This is a genomic window from Microbacterium sp. HM-570 (assembly GCF_054165885.1).
The window spans coordinates 1295094-1310976 of the sequence record NZ_CM135111.1 but is presented as its reverse complement, the minus strand read 5'-3'; the positions used below and the strand labels follow the sequence as shown (position 1 = coordinate 1310976).

Below are 15883 nucleotides of genomic sequence, written 5' to 3'. Positions count from 1 at the left end.
CCTAGACTCGCTGCGTGAGCGCAGATCCGAATGTGCCGGCCGAGGCATCCGTCCGTCCCCCCGTCGGGACGAAATTGGAGTTCCGCTGGCGCAAGTGGGATGGCTCAACCCACTGGGTGCACGAGTGCGTATATCTCGGCGCGGACGAGTGGGGCGACTGGTTCGGGCAGCGCGGGGGATGGCGGAGCGATCGGCCGGGGCGTTCGGTCGTGGTTGTCGAGGACAACGTGATGCTGCTGCCGCCATCGGGCGACCACGTGCTGACGATGAACGCGCGACCGCATCCCACCCGCGTCTACATCGACATCGCGTGGGACGCGCGCTGGTCGGGCGGCGAACCGACCGGTATCGACATGGACCTCGACGTCGTCGACCAAGAAACGCGCGGTGTCTACATCGACGATGAGGACGAGTGGGAGGAGCACCGCGTGCTCTACGGATACCCGCTCGACCTGGCCGAGAAGCTCGAGGCACTCACCGCCGAACTGTTCGCGGCGGTCAGCGCGCACGAAGCACCGTACGATCCGGCGACCGCGGCCCGCTGGCTGGCACGCCTCGTAGACTCGACGGGTGACCCCGAACCCGCCGACTGACGACCACAGTGAGTCGAACCGCAACGAACCCAACCGTGCCTCCAACCGTGCCGATCTCGGCAAGGACCCGGCTCGGGTCAGCGGAATGTTCGACCAGGTCGCGGGTCGCTACGACCGCACCAACACCGCCCTGAGCCTCGGCAACGATCGGCTGTGGCGTGTCGCCACGCGCCGGGCCGTTGCTCCGCGCGCGGGGGAGCGGATCCTGGATCTTGCCGCGGGTACGGGCGCATCCTCCGTCGCTCTGACGCGGAGCGGCGCACAGGTCGTTGCGGCGGACTTCTCGCCCGGCATGATCGCCGAGGGCCGCCGCCGTCACGGCGCGGTGCCGGGGCTGTCGTTTATCGAGGCGAACGCGACCGACCTGCCCTTCGCCGACGATGAATTCGACGCCGTGACCATGTCCTTCGGCCTGCGAAACGTCGACGAGCCCCGAAAGGCGCTAGCCGAGCTGTACCGGGTCACCAAGCCTGGGGGGCGGGTCGTGATCTGCGAGTTCTCACACCCCCCGTCGCGCGCCTTCGCCGAGTTGTACGGCTTCTACAACTCCCGGGTGCTCCCCGTCGTCGCGCGTGCTCTCTCCTCGAACGCCGATGCCTACGACTACCTGAACGAGTCCATTCGGGATTGGCCCGACCAGCGAACCCTGGCCTCATGGATCCGCGGCGCGGGCTGGCAGGATGTCGCCTACCGGAACCTCTCGTTCGGGATTGTCGCTCTGCACCGCGGGCGGAAAACCCGCCGGTAGGCTGGAGGGGTGACTCCGGGCCCCTCAGCGCGCGGCTCGCGACTGACGAGCCGACTCGGCATGACCGAGCGCGTCTTCGCCGGACCCCGCTCGCGCAAGCTCCTCGCCCAGGTGGAGGAGGGTCTCGACCGGGTCGAAGCCACGTTGGCCGACGAGTTGAAGATGACCGATGCTCTCGCCGATGCGACGAGCCGGTACCTGTACGAGGCCGGCGGCAAACGCATCCGTCCGATGCTCGCCCTGCTCTCGGCGCACCTCGGTGCGGGCATCACGCCCGCCGTGATCGAGGGTGCGACCGCTCTCGAGATGACGCACCTCGGTTCGCTGTACCACGACGACGTCATGGACGGCGCGGACGTCCGTCGCGGGGTGCCGAGCGCACAGACCGTGTGGGGCAACAACGTCGCGATCCTGACCGGCGACCTGCTCTTCTCGCGCGCGAGCCAGATCATGGCGCGGCAGGGCGAGCGGGCTATCCGGCTGCAGGCCGACACGTTCGAGCGGCTCGTGCTCGGTCAGATGCACGAGACCGTCGGACCGCAGGAGGGCGATGACCCCGTCGACTTCTACCTGCAGGTGCTGGCGGACAAGACGGGTTCGCTGATCGCCGCTTCGGCCGAGACGGGCGTCGTTTTCGCGGGCGCGCCCGAGGAGTACGGCATGTCACTCCGTACCTTCGGCGAGAAGACCGGCGTCGCCTTCCAACTGCTCGACGACGTGCTCGACCTGAGCGCCGACCCGGACGAGACGGGCAAGGTGCCCGGCACCGACCTGCGTGCCGGTGTGCCGACGATGCCGTTCCTGCTGCTCGGACAAGAGCGCGACGATGCATCCGTCGCCCTCAAGACACGTATCGATGAAGGCGTCGCTCGCATCGCGGATGGCGCAGACCCCGCCATCCTCGATACCGCACTCGCCGAACTTCGTGACCACGACGCAACCGCCCGGACGCTGCGCCTGGCCCACGACTGGGCGCGCGAGGCCGTCGAGGCTCTCGATCCGCTCCCGGACGGTCCTGTTCGCGACGCTCTCAAGCGTTTCTCCGAGGTCGTCGTCGACCGCAGTAGCTGAGCGCTCGCCGCCTCGCTCCCCCTCTTCGCAAGCACCATCGGAAGGACCCCATGACCAAGCTCAGGCTGGCCATCGTCGGCGCGGGCCCCGCCGGCATTTATGCCGCGGACATCCTGCTCAAAACCGAGCGCAAGTTCGATGTCTCCATCGACCTGTTCGAGCAGCTCCCCGCCCCCTACGGACTGGTCCGGTACGGCGTTGCGCCCGATCACCCGCGCATCAAGGGCATCATCACGGCCCTCCGCGAGGTGCTCGATCGGGGCGATATCCGACTCTTCGGGAACGTTCGCTACGGCGAGGACGTGACTCTCGAGGATCTCAAGCGTCACTACAACGCCGTGATCTTCGCCACCGGCGCCATCCGCGACACCGACCTCGACATCCCGGGGATCGATGCCGAGGGTTCGTACGGTGCCGCCGATTTCGTCAGCTGGTTCGACGGGCACCCCGATGTGCCGCGCACGTGGCCGCTGGAGGCCGAGTCGGTTGCCGTTGTGGGCGTGGGCAATGTGGCGCTCGACATTTCGCGCATGCTGGCCAAGCACGCCGAAGATCTGCTGCCGACCGAGGTGCCCGACAACGTCTACCAGGGCCTTGCGGCATCCCCCGTCACGGACGTCCACGTCTTCGGCCGCCGCGGTCCCGCTCAGGTCAAGTTCACCCCGCTCGAACTGCGCGAGCTCGGCGAGCTGCGCGATGTCGACATGGTCGTCTACGACGAGGACTTCGACTACGACGAGGCGTCGAAGACCGCGATCGCGAGCAACAAGCAGGTCATGGTCATCGACCGCGTGCTGCAGTCGTGGCGCCAGCGCCCGTCCGTCAACAACGCCGGCGGTGAGGCATCTCGCCGCCTGCACCTGCACTTCTGGGCACGCCCCGTGGAAGTCAAGAAGGATGCCTCCGGTCGCGTGACGGCGTTCGTGTACGAGCGCACCCGTCCCGACGCCCAGGGCGGCATCGAGGGCACCGGTGAGTTCCGCGAGGTGCCGATCCAGGCGATCTACCGGGCCGTCGGATACTTCGGTTCGCCGCTGCCCGACGTCCCCTTCGATCCCCGGCACGGTGTCATTCCGAACCACGAAGGCCAGGCTCTTCACCAGGAGTCCAACGAGCGTGTCTCGGGCATCTACGCGACCGGCTGGATCAAGCGCGGGCCCGTCGGCCTGATCGGTCACACCAAGTCCGACGCGATGGAGACCGTCCGACTCCTGATCAACGACCAAGCGTCGTGGTGGCAGCCCGAGGATCCCTCGGAAGAGTCGATCCCCGCGCTGCTGGCCGAGCGAGGCGTGCGGTGGACCGATCTCGAGGGCTGGCACCGTCTCGACGAGCACGAGGTGGCGCTGGGTGCTCGCCACGAGCGTGCGCGCATCAAGGTCGTGCCGCGCGAGGAGATGGTCGCGATCTCGCGCGGGGAGTAGTTCTCGCCGCTAGCCTGGGCGGATGACAGACGAGGACGGCTGGCGGGCCGACATCCTCGGTCCTGGCTTCGAGCAGTTGACCTTGCCACTCGGTTCTGATGATGAGGGTGAGGTCGTGGCGACCCTCGTCCGCCACCTGCCAGAGGTCGGTTTCGCCGAGCGAGTGTTCGGTGTTCGTGTGTTCCCGAACCGCCGCGCGCTGGCGGATGTCGATGTGCTCTACGTGCACGGGTGGTCGGACTACTTCTTTCAGACGCGACTCGCTCGCTTCTTTACCGAGCGTGGTGCGCGGTTTTTCGCCCTCGATCTGCGCAAGTACGGCCGCAGCCTGCGACCCGGTCAGACGCCCGGGTACATCACGGACCTCGACGACTACGACGCGGACATCGCTGCGGCGCTGGAAGCCATGCAGCGCGGCGACCGCCGGCTGGTCCTGCTCGGGCACTCGACGGGCGGATTGACGCTCAGCCTCTGGGCATCGAGGCATCCGAGTGTCGCGTCCGCGGTCATCCTGAACAGTCCGTGGCTGGAGTTTCAGCTGAGCGGTCTTGGTCGCGCGGCGCTCGCACCCATGGTCGAGCTGGGTGCCCGGATCCGTCCGCTGGACTCAGCACCCCAGGTGGATCTCGGCTACTATGCCCGTGCGCAGCGCGACGTCGCCGACCCCGATGATCCCGTCGAGACGAATCTGCAGTGGCGTCCGGATCAGACGATGGCGGTCTATGCGGGATGGTTCCATGCCGTGCTCGAGGGCCACGAGCGGGTCGCCGCGGGGCTAGGGATCGACGCACCCGTGTGCGTTCTGCTCTCCGCGCGCTCGGCGCTGCCCACCCGCTGGTCGGACGAACTCACGCGTGTCGACAGCGTGCTGAACGTGGACGAGATTGCTCGCGCGGCACTGAAGCTCGGGGAATCCGTCACCATCGAACGCATCGATGGCGCTATCCACGACGTCTTTCTGTCGCGCCATGAGGTGCGTGAAGAGGCGTACGCGCGGCTGGATCGCTGGGTGCTCGGGTTCGTCCGGCATCGGGCAGCACCCGCCTAGGTCGCGAGAGTCGAGCGCACGGTGGCCAGGAACCACGCGGTCGCGGACGTCGCGTCCGCGTCATGGTGCGAGATCAGGTGGACGGATGTCGTGGGCGACGGGAACGGTAGCTCGAGTAGCTTCGCCCCGGAGGGCAGCGCGAGCGCGGCGAAGGCGTCGATCGGCACGATGGCGACGTATCCGCAGCGGGCCACGATCCAGGGGAGTGAGGTGAAGCGCGGCACCTCGACGTGGGCTACCCGCGACAGCACCCCGGCTCCGAGTATGGTGACCGCCTCGGTGATCGCGCGGTGCCCGGCCGCGGCACCGACGCGCGCTTCGGGAAGTCTGCTCAGGTCTTCGACACGGATGCGTCCCTCGTCGTCGTCGAGGTCGGCGGGCACGAGGCAGGCGTAGCGATCCTGGAAGAGGACCTCCTGGTGGACCTGGCCCGCCACCGGTGAGCTGGTGATCGCGGCGTCGATGTCTCCGGAGAGCACATCGTGGGCAACCGAGTCGATGTCGAGCGGGACGACTTCGATCGAGACGTGGGGCGCGGAGGCCGCTATGGCGAGCAGGATGCGGGGGAGGAGGCCAGCCTCGCCCAGGTCTGTCAGAGCCATGCGGAATCGTCTGTGTGAGGTCGCGGGCTCGAAGCGGGTGCCGTCTTCGGTGCGCGCAACGATGTGTGACAGCGGTCCGCTGATCTCGGCGTAGAGGTCTGTCGCCAGCCGCGTCGGTCGTACTCCGGTCCCGGTGCGGACGAAGAGCGGATCGTCGAAGTGCAGACGCAGGCGCTTCAGCGCATGGCTGACGGCGGGCTGCGACACGCGCAGCGACTCGGCTGCCGAAGTCAGGTTCTTGGCCCGATAGACCTCGACGAAGGTACGGAGCAGATTCAAATCGACGCTGGCGAGCATGCCCCCATTATTCACCAAGCGAATGTCATAGATGTCGATTATTCATTGGACGAACATCGCGCCCGAACATACCGTGGAAGAAGGTCGCCGATGACCTAAGAAACGGAATCAGTGCAGTGACGCAGATGATCAGAGTCGCCGATGCTCTCGGCCGCATGCTCGCCGAATTGGGTGTCAAACAGGTATTCGGAGTCGTGGGAAGTGGAAACTTCCGCGTCACGAACGCGCTCGTCGCATCGGGTGCGACCTTTGTCGCGGCGCGCCACGAGGCCGGTGCGGCATCCATGGCCGACGCGTACTCCCGCATCACCGGTGACGTCAGTGCGCTGAGTCTGCATCAAGGATGCGGGCTCACGAACGCGCTGACGGGCATCGCCGAGGCGGCGAAGTGTCATACCCCGCTTCTCGTCCTCGCCGCAGACACGGCGGTGGGCAATGTCACGTCGAACTTCTACATCGATCAAGACACCGCCGTGAGCGGCATCGGTGCCATACCGATGCGGATCCACTCGGCCGAGACCGCGCTCGCCGATGCGGCCCGTGCATTCCGCGTCGCCCAGGTCGAACGCGCCACTGTCGTGCTGTCGCTGCCTATCGACATCCAGGACCTCGAGATCGCCTATCCGGGGCCACGGTCGGTCTCGAACCTCCGCGTTCCGACGCCGACCGTCTCGTCGGCGGATGCCGCCGAACTCGGCGAGATGTTCGTCGCGGCGGAACGGCCGGTGATCATTGGGGGTCGAGGTGCTCGTATCGCGAAGCATGACCTGCGCGCACTCGCCGCGGCGACCGGCGCGCTGCTCATCGCCTCGGGCGGCGCGCGCGGTGTCTTCGAGGGCGATGAATGGGCGCTCGACGTCGTCGGGGGCTTCGCGACAGACAGCGCGGCCGAGCTCGTTCGGGACGCGGATCTCATCGTCGGGTTCGGCGTCGCGTTGAACGACTGGACGACGCGCGGCGGCTCACTGCTCGAGAAGGCGACGCTCGTTCAGGTCGATGACCGTGTCGATGCGATCGGCAAGTATCGCCTCGTCGACCTCGGGATCGTCGGCGACACGGGTGCCGTCGCACGCGCCACCATCGCGGCGCTCGAGGCGACGGGGACGACGAGTGTCGGATACCGGACTCCCGAGGTCGCCGAACGTGTTCGTGCGGCGCGGTATTGGTCGGACCAGACCGTCGAGATGATCGACGAGCCGGGTTTCGTCGATCCCGCGGCCCTGACCAACGCGCTCGACGCGATGCTGCCCGACGAACGCGTCGTGGTCGTCGACGGGGGCAACGTCAATGCCTACCCGGGTGCCCACCTGCGCGTTCCGGACGACGAGGGCTACGTCCTGCCCCTCTCGTTTCAATCCATCGGGCTCGGGCTCGCGAGTGTGATCGGCGCTGCCGTTGCGCGGCCCGACCGGATGGCCGTGCTCGGCACCGGCGACGGTTCGTTGCTGATGGGGGCGGTGGAGCTGGAGACCGCCGTGCGGCTACGCCTCGGCCTCGTCGTCATCGCCTTCAACGACAGTGCGTATGGAGCCGAAATCCATCTGTTTCCGGAATCGACCCCCGCAGAACAAGAGATCGTCCGGTTCCCGGACACCGACATCGCCGCGATCGCGCGGGGCTACGGCTGCGACGCGATCACCGTGCGCTCTCTCGATGACCTGGGCGGGGTGGCCACCTGGCTCGCATCTGCCCGCGACCGGCCTCTCGTCATCGACGCCAAGATCAGCGGCCGTCCATCTTGGCTCATGGCCCGCGAACACGGGCACTGACCAACACCGCACGTACTCGCACGCAACAGAAACAAGGGAGTTTCACCATGATGCACAACACAGCAATCCGTGCCCGCCGGGCTCTCATTGCCACGGGAGCCGTCGCCGCGCTCGTCCTCGCCGGCTGCGCCGCCGATCCGGAGGGCGCCTCGTCGGGAGGGGACTCCGGTGGCGGCGAGGGCGGCGAGGGTGGCACGATCCGGGTCGCCTACCTGGCGACAGGCTCTTCGTTACCTCTCTTCGTGACCGCCGAGAAGTATGCCGAAGAGGTCGGCATCAACGTCGAGCTGGTCGAGGTTGCGAGCGGCAACGAGTCGATCACCGGCGTCGCGACCGCCCAGTACGACGCCGGGTTCGCCGGGATCGGGTCTGCCGCGTACAACGCCGTGGACGAGGGGCTTCCCGTGCGCTACGTGGCGCCGATGCACGCCGGATACATCGAGGACTACTTCATCGTGTCGTCGCAGCTCGCGGGTTCGTCGGAAGAGGCCGCCGCGGTCGCCGAGGACATGTCGCAGCTCGCGGGTCAGACGTTCGCCGTCAACGCGCCGGGCGTTGTGACTGAGGCGCTGCTCGGCTTCGCCCTGGAGCGCGGTGGACTGTCGATGGACGACATCGCTCTGGAGTACATCCCGTTCCCCGATCAGGTGCCAGCGCTTGCGAACGGTGGCATCGCGGCGGGCATCCTGTCTGAGCCGTTCCCGACGCAGGCAGAGGGCAACGGGTCGGGCTACCGCCCGTGGGAGACCCCGACGGATGAAGATCCGCTGCCGTTCACGGGGATCATCTACAACACGGACTGGGCGGACGAGAACCCGCAGGTGGCTGAGGACTTCATGCGCGCCTACGCGATGGCCGCGGAGGACCTCGACGCGAACGGATGGGACACCCCCGAGATGCTCGAGCTCGTCGAGCAGTACACGGGTGCCGATCCGGCAGTCATCGCCGCCTCCCGCCAGCACCACATCCCGGCCGACCTGAGTGTGGACTTCGACGTGCTGCTGCGATACCAGGAGTTCTTCCTCGAGCAGGGCTCGTTGAACTACGACGAGATCATCCCCGAAGAGGACATCTGGGACTTCAGCTGGCGCGATGCCGCCCTCGAGAACTGACTCGGTGAGCCGATGACTGCACTGATGCAACCGAAGGTCCGACTCACCGACGTGAGCAAGCGGTTTCCGGGAAAGGAGCAGGTCACCGCATTGGAGAGTGTCTCGCTCGACATCGCCGAAGCCGAGTTCGTGTCCATCGTGGGGCCGTCAGGCTGCGGGAAGTCCACTCTGCTGCGTCTCGTCGCTGGTCTGTACGAGCCGTCCTCGGGCTCGGTCGAGATCCTGAGCTCCAAACCGGACCGACCGAAGACGGCGATGGTGTTTCAGGAGCACGCTCTCTTTCCGTGGATGTCGGTGCGCGAGAACGTCATGTTCGGTCCGCGCAACCGCAACGTCCTCAAGAAGGATGCGGCCGAGATCGCGAACGAGCAGTTGGCGCGGCTCGGTCTGGCGCGCTTCGGCGACTTCTTCCCTCACCAGCTCTCGGGAGGGATGAAGCAGCGCGTCGGCATCGCCCGGGCGCTCGCGCAGGATGCCGAGGTGCTGTTGATGGACGAACCGCTCGGAGCGCTCGACGCGCAGACGCGCACCCTCCTGCAGGAGCAGATCCTCGAGCTGCGTCAGCAGACCAAACCGACGGTGCTCTACATCACGCACGCGATCGATGAGGCGGTCTTCCTCTCGGATCGCGTGGTGCTGATGTCCGCCCGCCCGGGCAGGATCCGGGACATCGTCGAACTCGACTTCGGGCCCGACCGCACGCCCGAGCTGCGCGGAACGCCGGAGTTCGCTGCTCTGTCGCAGGACATCTGGAACCACCTGCGCGACGAGGTGCAGGCGGCCATGGCGGTGGACGACCGGTGAGCTGGCGTGGCCTTCGCGACAAGTGGGCCCTGTTCGTCGGTCCGGTGGTGATCCTGCTCGGATGGGAGATCCTCAGTCGGACCGGCGTCATCCGCGCCACCTTCTTCCCGCCGCCAACCGAGATCATCGCCCGCAGCATCATCGTGTTCGAGCCTGACTCGGGGCTCGGCGGCGACATCATCGCGACCGTCCTGCGTGTGCTCGTCACGATCGTGCTGGCGGTGGTTCTGGGAGTCGGTGTGGGGATCGCGATCACCGCCTCGCAATGGATGGACCGCGGCGCGCATACGATCCTGGCGTTCCTCTACCCGATTCCGGGCGTGCTGTTCTTCCCGTTTCTGACGTTCCTGCTCGGGCGGACCGAGATGGCGATCATTCTGACCGCCTTGGTGACTCCGCTCATCGTCATGATTTTGTACACCGTCGCGGGCGTGCGGAGCATCGATCGCACCCTCGTCGAGGTGGCCGATAACTACGGCTCCCGGGGAGTCAAGAGGTTCTTCGGCATCCTTGTGCCGGGTTCGTTACCGTCGATCGTCACCGGTATTCGGGTGGCTCTCGGGTTCACCCTGATCGCCGTGATCGCGATCGAGATGGTGGGCGCCCCGAATGGCCTCGGTCAGTTCCTCTGGTCCAACTGGCAGATTCTGCGCGTCACCGACATGTACGTCGCGCTGTTGATCATCGCCGTCATCGGGCTGATCAGTTCCGTCGGATTCGACGCCGTGGCCGACCGCCTCTTGCCGTGGCGACGTGACGTGCAAGGAGCACAGATATGAACCCGACGGTTCGGCGCTGGGCGCAGTCGTGGGCGATCCCGCTCGCGGTCATCGTGCTGTGGGAGATCGTCACGCGCACAGGACTGCTCGACGCGCGTTTCTTTCCGCCGTTGAGTGACATCGTCGTGACGGCATTCGACGGACTCGTGAACGGGAGGCTCGGCCTGGATCTGTTGCTGACGGTCCAGCGATTGCTGATCGCCTTCGCGCTCGCCGCGGTTTTCGGCGTTGCGATCGGTGTCGCCTCGGGGCGGTGGCGGACGGTCGAGCTGCTCATCCGGCCCATCACGGACACCCTCTACCCGTTGCCGAAGATCGCCCTGCTTCCGCTCTTCATCATCATCGTCGGGCGGGGCGAGGTGGCCTACATCATTACCGCATTCGCCACCGCGTTCTTCCAGATCATCATCAGCACCCGCGGCACCGTCCGAGATGTGCCGACAGATTTGATCGAGGCGGGGCGCAACTTCGGTGCCACCGGCATCCGGTTTTTCACCAGGCTGTTGTTTCCGGCGATCGCGCCCGGTTTACTGAACGGGCTGCGGCTCGGGATGGCGACCTGTCTGATCACGCTGATCGCCGCCGAGTTCGTCGGCGCGGAGTTCGGCCTGGGAGCTGCGATTCGTCGGGCGGGTCAGCAGTTCGCCATTGACGAGGTCTACGCAGGCATCCTCATCGTCGGTCTGCTCGGTTTGCTGATCAACCTGGCGTTCCGCCTGGTCACGCCGCTCGTGCTGCCGTGGCAGCGCCGGACTCAGCCGGCGACGGCGGGCAAGCGCGGGTGAGGGTGAGTCCTACCGGTAGTTGATGAACTGCAGGTCGACCTCGAGGTCGGCTGCCTTCAGCACGCGGATGACCTCTTGCAGGTCGTCGCGGCTCTTCGACTGCACGCGCAGTTCGTCGCCCTGGATCTGCGACTTGACGCCCTTGGGCCCCTCGTCGCGGATGATCTTGCCGACCTTCTTGGCGTTCTCTTGCGAGATGCCGTCCTTGATCGTCGAGACGATGCGGTACTCCTTGCCGCTCGCGAACGGCTCACCCGACTCGAGGCTCTTCAGCGAGATACCGCGCTTGATGAGCTTGGACTGGAAGACATCCAGTACCGCCTTCGCGCGTTCTTCGCTGCTCGCCTTGATGAGCACCGACTCGCCGCTCCACTCGATCGAGGCGCCAGTGCCCTTGAAGTCGTAGCGCTGCTCAATTTCTTTGCGCGCCTGGTTGAGGGCGTTCTCTGCCTCTTGGTGGTCGACTTTGCTGACGATGTCGAAGGATGAATCGGCCATCCGTCCAGTGTATCCGGCGTCGTTCGTAGACTGGAGGGGCACTACACATGGAGGTGGGATGCGACCGTTGACCGAGGACGAGGTTCGGGCGTCATTCGTGAATGTCGTCGATGACGAGATCAGGCAGCTCCGGCTGCCCCACGACTTCTTATTGACGGACTGGGATCACCTGGACTTCTTAGCCTGGCGCGATCCCGAGACCCGCGGTCGCGGATACGTCGTCACCGAGCAGGACGGCAAACCGCTCGGCGTTGCCATGCGGGCGGCATCGACGACTTCTCGGGCCCGCTCCGGAATGTGCGACCTCTGCCACACCCTGCAGCCCGCCGATCAGGTCTCGCTCTTCACGGCGCGCAAGGCGGGTCCCTCCGGCGCACACGGCGACACCGTCGGCACCTACATCTGTGCTGATCTCTCCTGTCACGAGAACGTCCGCCTCGCGGCGCCGCTCGCTCCGTCCGAGATGCGCGCCAGCGTGGACCGCCGGATCGATGGGGCGCGACGACGCACCGAACGGTTCGTCGAACGGGTGCTGGCGTAGTCTCGCGTCATGACGCAAGCACGGGTTGTGGTGGTCGGCGACGCACTCATCGATGAGTTGCGGGACGACCTCGGTGTTCGCGAGTTCGTCGGAGGGGCGGCCCTCAATGTCGCGGTCGGGCTGGCTCGGCTGGGCGTGCCGACAACGCTCATCGCGATGGTCGGGGACGACGAAGCGGGAGCGCGCATCCGCGCCTACCTCGCCGATTTTGATGTCGAGTTGCTCGCAACCCCGTCGCCACTCGGGACGTCGCGGGCCGTGAGTGAGCGGGCGGGCGGCGCCGAGCCCGCGTACGTGTTCAATGAGGCGGCTCAGGCTCGACGCATCCGTTTCGGCGATGCCGAGCGTGCTGCGATAGCAGATGCCTCGATGACGGTCGTGAGTTGTTTTCCGTTCGACGATGCGGCGCAGGCCGCGGGGTTCGCCACGACGGTTCGCGCGAGTGAGACGCGTCTCGTGATCGACCCCAACCCGCGCACGGGCATGATGCGCGACCTGGCCGAGTTCGTCGCCGGATTCGAGGATCTCGCGCCGCGGGCGTCGCTCGTGAAGATCGGGGACGACGACGCGCATCTGATGTTCGGAGAGTCGCTGGATGAATCGGTGGAACGGATGCGTGAGCTCGGTGTGCCCGTTGTGCTGGGTACACGCGGTGCTGACGGTGCGTTCGTGCGTGCCGACGTGCTCGGAGGCGACGAGCTCGTCGCGCCAATCGCGGATCTGCCCGGCCGCATCGTCGACACGATGGGTGCCGGCGATGCGACGCTGTCGGCGACGGTCGCGCGGCTCGCATTGGACGGCGACCCGACGGATGTGGCGCAGTGGAGCCTCGTGCTCGGCGACGCTATGGAGATCGCCGCCGCAACCTGTCGGTTCGAGGGTGCCCTGCTTCGGACGCCGAGCGAACTGCGCGACGTGGATCTCGACCGCCTCGGCACCTGACCGGCGTTCTTCGGGGCTCCCGTGATTGGGTAAGATGGGAGATCGCGCTTCCGGTCGTCTGCAAAAGTCGGACGGGCGCGCCCTGGCGAGTTACCCAAGCGGCCAAAGGGATCTGACTGTAAATCAGCCGGCGTAGCCTTCGGGGGTTCGAATCCCTCACTCGCCACCAAACGAAGAACGCCCCCACGAATGTGGGGGCGTTCTTCGTTTATCGGGTGCTGCGGGATTCGAGCAGCGGCGCGAAGCGTCGCGTGTTCGAGGGGCCCACGCCGCCCGAGGCTCCGCGCGCCGCGCAGCGGCGGGTGGAGAGGCGGTGGGGACCCTCACTCGCCACCAAACGAAGAACGCCCCCACGAATGTGGGGGCGTTCTTCGTTTATCGGGTGCTGCGGGATTCGAACAGCGTCGCGAAGCGTCGCCGGGGCCGAGTCCAGTCGGATCCGCGTGTCACGGTTTACCGTTGTCGACCCAGCGTGTGTGCGCTTTTAGCGCGTGGAAGACCGCGAGGCGAATCACAAAGTACGCGAGTACGACGGCGATCGCGATCATCACGACGTAGATCAGAAGTCCGAACAAGTGCCATCCGCCGAGTGAAGAGACCATTCGACCAGCGTAGGGCGGGCGTGCGCGAAAGCAATAGTTCAGTCGCGCCAGGAGTGCTGCGGGTCGTAGCCGAGCAGGCGCCGAGCCTTCGTGATCGAGAGCATCGTGTCGTGCTCGCCGAGGTCACCGTGCACCGGGACGTCGGGGAACACCTCCGCGACGAGCTCGGCATTGGATGTTGTGGTGACCGTGTCGGCGGCCGCGATGATGAAGCGGTCGAAGCCCGGAGGGGCGACCTGGAGTGCGCGTTCGATCGCCTGGGCACCGTCGCGCGCGTCGATGTAGCCCCAGAGGTTCCACTTGCGATCCCGCGGGTCGGCGTCGTACGGGAACGCCTCGTAGTCCTCGGGCACCATGACGTTCGAGAACCGCAGGGCCGTGATCGACACATCAGGATTCCATCGCACGAGCTCGATCGCGAGCTGCTCTTCGAGGTGCTTGACGAGCGAGTAGACCGACTCGGGCCGGGCGGGGTAGTCCTCGTCGACCGGGATATACGGCGGCGGCACGTCGAACGGCAGGCCGAGCACCGTCTCGCTGGACGCGTAGACGATGCGCGTAATGCCGAGGCGGATAGCCGCCCAGAACACGTTGAACGTGCTCGGCATGTTGTTGTGGAAGGTGGCGACATCCGGTGCGATCCCGGGAGCGGGGATGGCGGCCAGGTGAACGACCGCGTCGAACCCGTTGTGCTTGTCGTTGACGGCGGTGAGGGCGTCGACGACCTGGCCGTAATCCGTGAGGTCGACGCGCACGAAGCCGGGGCCTCGGGCTCCGACGACGTCCATGCCGATCACGTCGTGACCCGCGGCTCGCAGTTCGTGCAGAACGACGGAGCCGAGCTTGCCGGAAGAACCGGTGAGAGCAATACGCATACGCCCAGGCTCGCACACGTAACTGAAGGTCGCACGCGACGGATCAGAACGGGGGCGGCGCAGAACTCACGTGTCCGGTGGGTGTCTCGACCTGGACCGTGCCGTCGCTTCGGGTGATGAAGCGGAACTTGGTCACGTGTCGATGGACGTGATCCGGAGGGCACAGGGGACGCAGATTGACCTCGTCCGTCGTGCCTCCCTGGGCCCACGGCCTGTCGTGATCGATATCGGCGTCGAGGGCAAGCCGGTTGCACCCATCGCGGGCGCATCGTCCGAACCGCAGAATCAGCCAATCGCGCTGCGCCTTCGTTGGGCGGTAGGTGCGGCGGTCCATGTGGAGCACGATGCCGCGAACCGGATCCGTGATTACCCGGTGAAAAGCCTTCGCGTCAGTGAAGATCTGTGCCGCCGTGAGGGGATCGATGGGGCCGTGGCCGACGAGCTCTGCGTCTTCACGCGGCAGTGCTGCAAGACGAGTCGCGAGACGGCCAGCGATGTCGTCCGCGGAGCCATCGCCCGTGAGTAGGGAGACCGGCACGGTGACGAAGACCTTCGTCTTGACCGCGGTCGCCGTCCCCACGCCCATCAGCCACGAGGCGAACAGGTCGGCGCGGATCTGGTCACGGGTACGTCGTTCGCGGGAATCCTTCGCGGTCGCCTTCGCCGTTGCGTTCAGGCGGCGGCCGAGCGCCACCGCCTGAACGGTCGGCACGAGGGCCGTGACCCATGACATCCCATCGTCGATGTGCTCGATGCCCACGCGACGATCACGCATCGCGGCCGCGTGTCGTACATCGGCGCGGCGGGCATCGAGACGTTCGAGGAGTCGCTTGAGGCGCGCGCGGAACGCGGCGCGCGAGCACGACAACACCCACTCCGATGCGGCCGCATCGAGCTCGGCAATGGCCGCCTCGGCCTCGGCGCGCAACTCCGGCGAGGCGTCGAGCGGGGCCCGCAGCCGGGCGACCCCCGCCACGACCGCATCGACCAGAACGAGAGGCGCGAAGCCATCGAGTGCTCGACGCCACAGCCATGGCAGGGATTCGGCTGCGGTTCTGGCGGTGTACGCGAGCGTCCGAAGGGTCTGCTCGGCCACGTTCAGCCGCAGCGACAGGTCGAATAAAACTCCGCGTACAGCCATCTCTTCGCCGTCTGCACCGATGATGTCTGTGTACACATGCGGGTTCCGGCGAGCGAACTGGATCGCTTCCGCGATGCCGGCTGCGCGTCGCGCCTCATGTCGGATGGCCGCGAACTGATCGCTTTGCAGGTCATCGAAGAGGAACCCCAGCGACTCTTCCGTCGACACGCTCGTGGGCGCCGGATCGAGAAGTTCGAGGGGCTCGTTCATGCCTCAAGACTAGCATATATGTGCGATATAAGAAGGTATCTG

General features: G+C 66.5%; 17 protein-coding genes and 1 tRNA gene. 13 read left to right on the top strand and 5 right to left on the bottom strand.

Annotated features, from left to right (window positions below; translation table 11 throughout):
• Window positions 1-14: 14 nt before the first annotated feature.
• The 5 genes from ACT9TC_RS06175 to ACT9TC_RS06155 all read left to right on the top strand — a co-directional run bounded on the left by ACT9TC_RS06175 (window position 15) and on the right by ACT9TC_RS06155 (window position 4884).
• Complete coding sequence (locus ACT9TC_RS06175; RefSeq protein WP_458042516.1) at window positions 15-593, top strand: DUF402 domain-containing protein; 579 nt, start codon at window positions 15-17, stop codon at window positions 591-593.
• A gap of 85 nt (window positions 594-678) precedes the next feature.
• Complete coding sequence (locus ACT9TC_RS06170) at window positions 679-1341, top strand: class I SAM-dependent methyltransferase (RefSeq protein ID WP_458042879.1); 663 nt, start codon at window positions 679-681, stop codon at window positions 1339-1341.
• Window positions 1342-1350: 9 nt separating this feature from the next.
• On the top strand, window positions 1351-2412 hold the full coding sequence (locus tag ACT9TC_RS06165; RefSeq protein WP_458042515.1) for a polyprenyl synthetase family protein: 1062 nt from the start codon (window positions 1351-1353) through the stop codon (window positions 2410-2412).
• A 50-nt stretch (window positions 2413-2462) separates the two neighbouring features.
• Window positions 2463-3836, top strand: a complete 1374-nt coding sequence (locus ACT9TC_RS06160) for an FAD-dependent oxidoreductase (RefSeq protein WP_458042514.1) — start codon at window positions 2463-2465, stop codon at window positions 3834-3836.
• A 22-nt stretch (window positions 3837-3858) separates the two neighbouring features.
• Window positions 3859-4884, top strand: coding sequence for an alpha/beta hydrolase (locus ACT9TC_RS06155; protein WP_458042513.1), 1026 nt, complete (start codon window positions 3859-3861; stop codon window positions 4882-4884).
• Here the strand turns inward: ACT9TC_RS06155 and ACT9TC_RS06150 are convergent.
• Window positions 4881-5783, bottom strand: a complete 903-nt coding sequence (locus tag ACT9TC_RS06150) for a LysR family transcriptional regulator (protein WP_458042512.1) — start codon at window positions 5781-5783, stop codon at window positions 4881-4883. The genes ACT9TC_RS06155 and ACT9TC_RS06150 overlap by 4 nt on opposite strands.
• A gap of 125 nt (window positions 5784-5908) precedes the next feature.
• Here ACT9TC_RS06150 and ACT9TC_RS06145 point away from each other — a divergent pair, with 125 nt between their 5' ends.
• The 5 genes from ACT9TC_RS06145 to ACT9TC_RS06125 are packed head-to-tail and all read left to right on the top strand — an operon-like array spanning window position 5909 to window position 11032.
• On the top strand, window positions 5909-7552 hold the full coding sequence (locus ACT9TC_RS06145) for a thiamine pyrophosphate-binding protein (protein ID WP_458042511.1): 1644 nt from the start codon (window positions 5909-5911) through the stop codon (window positions 7550-7552).
• 47 nt (window positions 7553-7599) lie between these two features.
• Window positions 7600-8664, top strand: a complete 1065-nt coding sequence (locus tag ACT9TC_RS06140; protein ID WP_458042510.1) for an ABC transporter substrate-binding protein — start codon at window positions 7600-7602, stop codon at window positions 8662-8664.
• 24 nt (window positions 8665-8688) lie between these two features.
• Complete coding sequence (locus ACT9TC_RS06135; RefSeq protein WP_458042509.1) at window positions 8689-9468, top strand: ABC transporter ATP-binding protein; 780 nt, start codon at window positions 8689-8691, stop codon at window positions 9466-9468.
• A complete protein-coding gene (locus tag ACT9TC_RS06130) occupies window positions 9465-10247 on the top strand; it encodes an ABC transporter permease (RefSeq protein ID WP_458042508.1) in 783 nt (260 codons plus the stop codon). Before ACT9TC_RS06135 ends, ACT9TC_RS06130 begins: the two co-directional genes overlap by 4 nt.
• A complete protein-coding gene (locus ACT9TC_RS06125) occupies window positions 10244-11032 on the top strand; it encodes an ABC transporter permease (RefSeq protein ID WP_458042507.1) in 789 nt (262 codons plus the stop codon). The genes ACT9TC_RS06130 and ACT9TC_RS06125 overlap by 4 nt, the downstream gene beginning before the upstream one ends.
• A gap of 9 nt (window positions 11033-11041) precedes the next feature.
• On the opposite strand, the gene ACT9TC_RS06120 is transcribed toward ACT9TC_RS06125, so the two are convergent.
• Window positions 11042-11530 (bottom strand): YajQ family cyclic di-GMP-binding protein, encoded by a 489-nt coding sequence (locus ACT9TC_RS06120; RefSeq protein ID WP_458042506.1) that lies wholly within the window; start codon window positions 11528-11530, stop codon window positions 11042-11044.
• A gap of 58 nt (window positions 11531-11588) precedes the next feature.
• Between ACT9TC_RS06120 and ACT9TC_RS06115 the strand changes: the two genes are divergently transcribed.
• The 3 genes from ACT9TC_RS06115 (at window position 11589) to ACT9TC_RS06105 (ending at window position 13182) form a co-directional block, all read left to right on the top strand.
• Window positions 11589-12071 (top strand): FBP domain-containing protein, encoded by a 483-nt coding sequence (locus ACT9TC_RS06115; RefSeq protein WP_458042505.1) that lies wholly within the window; start codon window positions 11589-11591, stop codon window positions 12069-12071.
• A gap of 9 nt (window positions 12072-12080) precedes the next feature.
• Window positions 12081-13013, top strand: coding sequence for a carbohydrate kinase family protein (locus ACT9TC_RS06110; protein ID WP_458042504.1), 933 nt, complete (start codon window positions 12081-12083; stop codon window positions 13011-13013).
• Between the two features lie 84 nt (window positions 13014-13097).
• A tRNA-Tyr gene (locus tag ACT9TC_RS06105) sits at window positions 13098-13182 on the top strand.
• A 277-nt stretch (window positions 13183-13459) separates the two neighbouring features.
• Here ACT9TC_RS06105 and ACT9TC_RS06100 read toward each other — a convergent pair.
• Genes ACT9TC_RS06100 through ACT9TC_RS06090 form a run of 3 tightly spaced genes read right to left on the bottom strand, consistent with a single transcriptional unit; the run spans window position 13460 to window position 15841 of the window.
• The gene (locus ACT9TC_RS06100; protein WP_458042503.1) at window positions 13460-13615 is read right to left on the bottom strand and encodes a hypothetical protein; all 156 of its coding nucleotides are present in this window, start codon (window positions 13613-13615) and stop codon (window positions 13460-13462) included.
• 38 nt (window positions 13616-13653) lie between these two features.
• On the bottom strand, window positions 13654-14490 hold the full coding sequence (locus ACT9TC_RS06095; protein ID WP_458042502.1) for an NAD-dependent epimerase/dehydratase family protein: 837 nt from the start codon (window positions 14488-14490) through the stop codon (window positions 13654-13656).
• Between the two features lie 43 nt (window positions 14491-14533).
• Window positions 14534-15841: an HNH endonuclease gene (locus tag ACT9TC_RS06090; RefSeq protein WP_458042501.1), complete on the bottom strand. Its 1308-nt coding sequence runs from the start codon at window positions 15839-15841 to the stop codon at window positions 14534-14536.
• Window positions 15842-15883 lie beyond the last annotated feature (42 nt).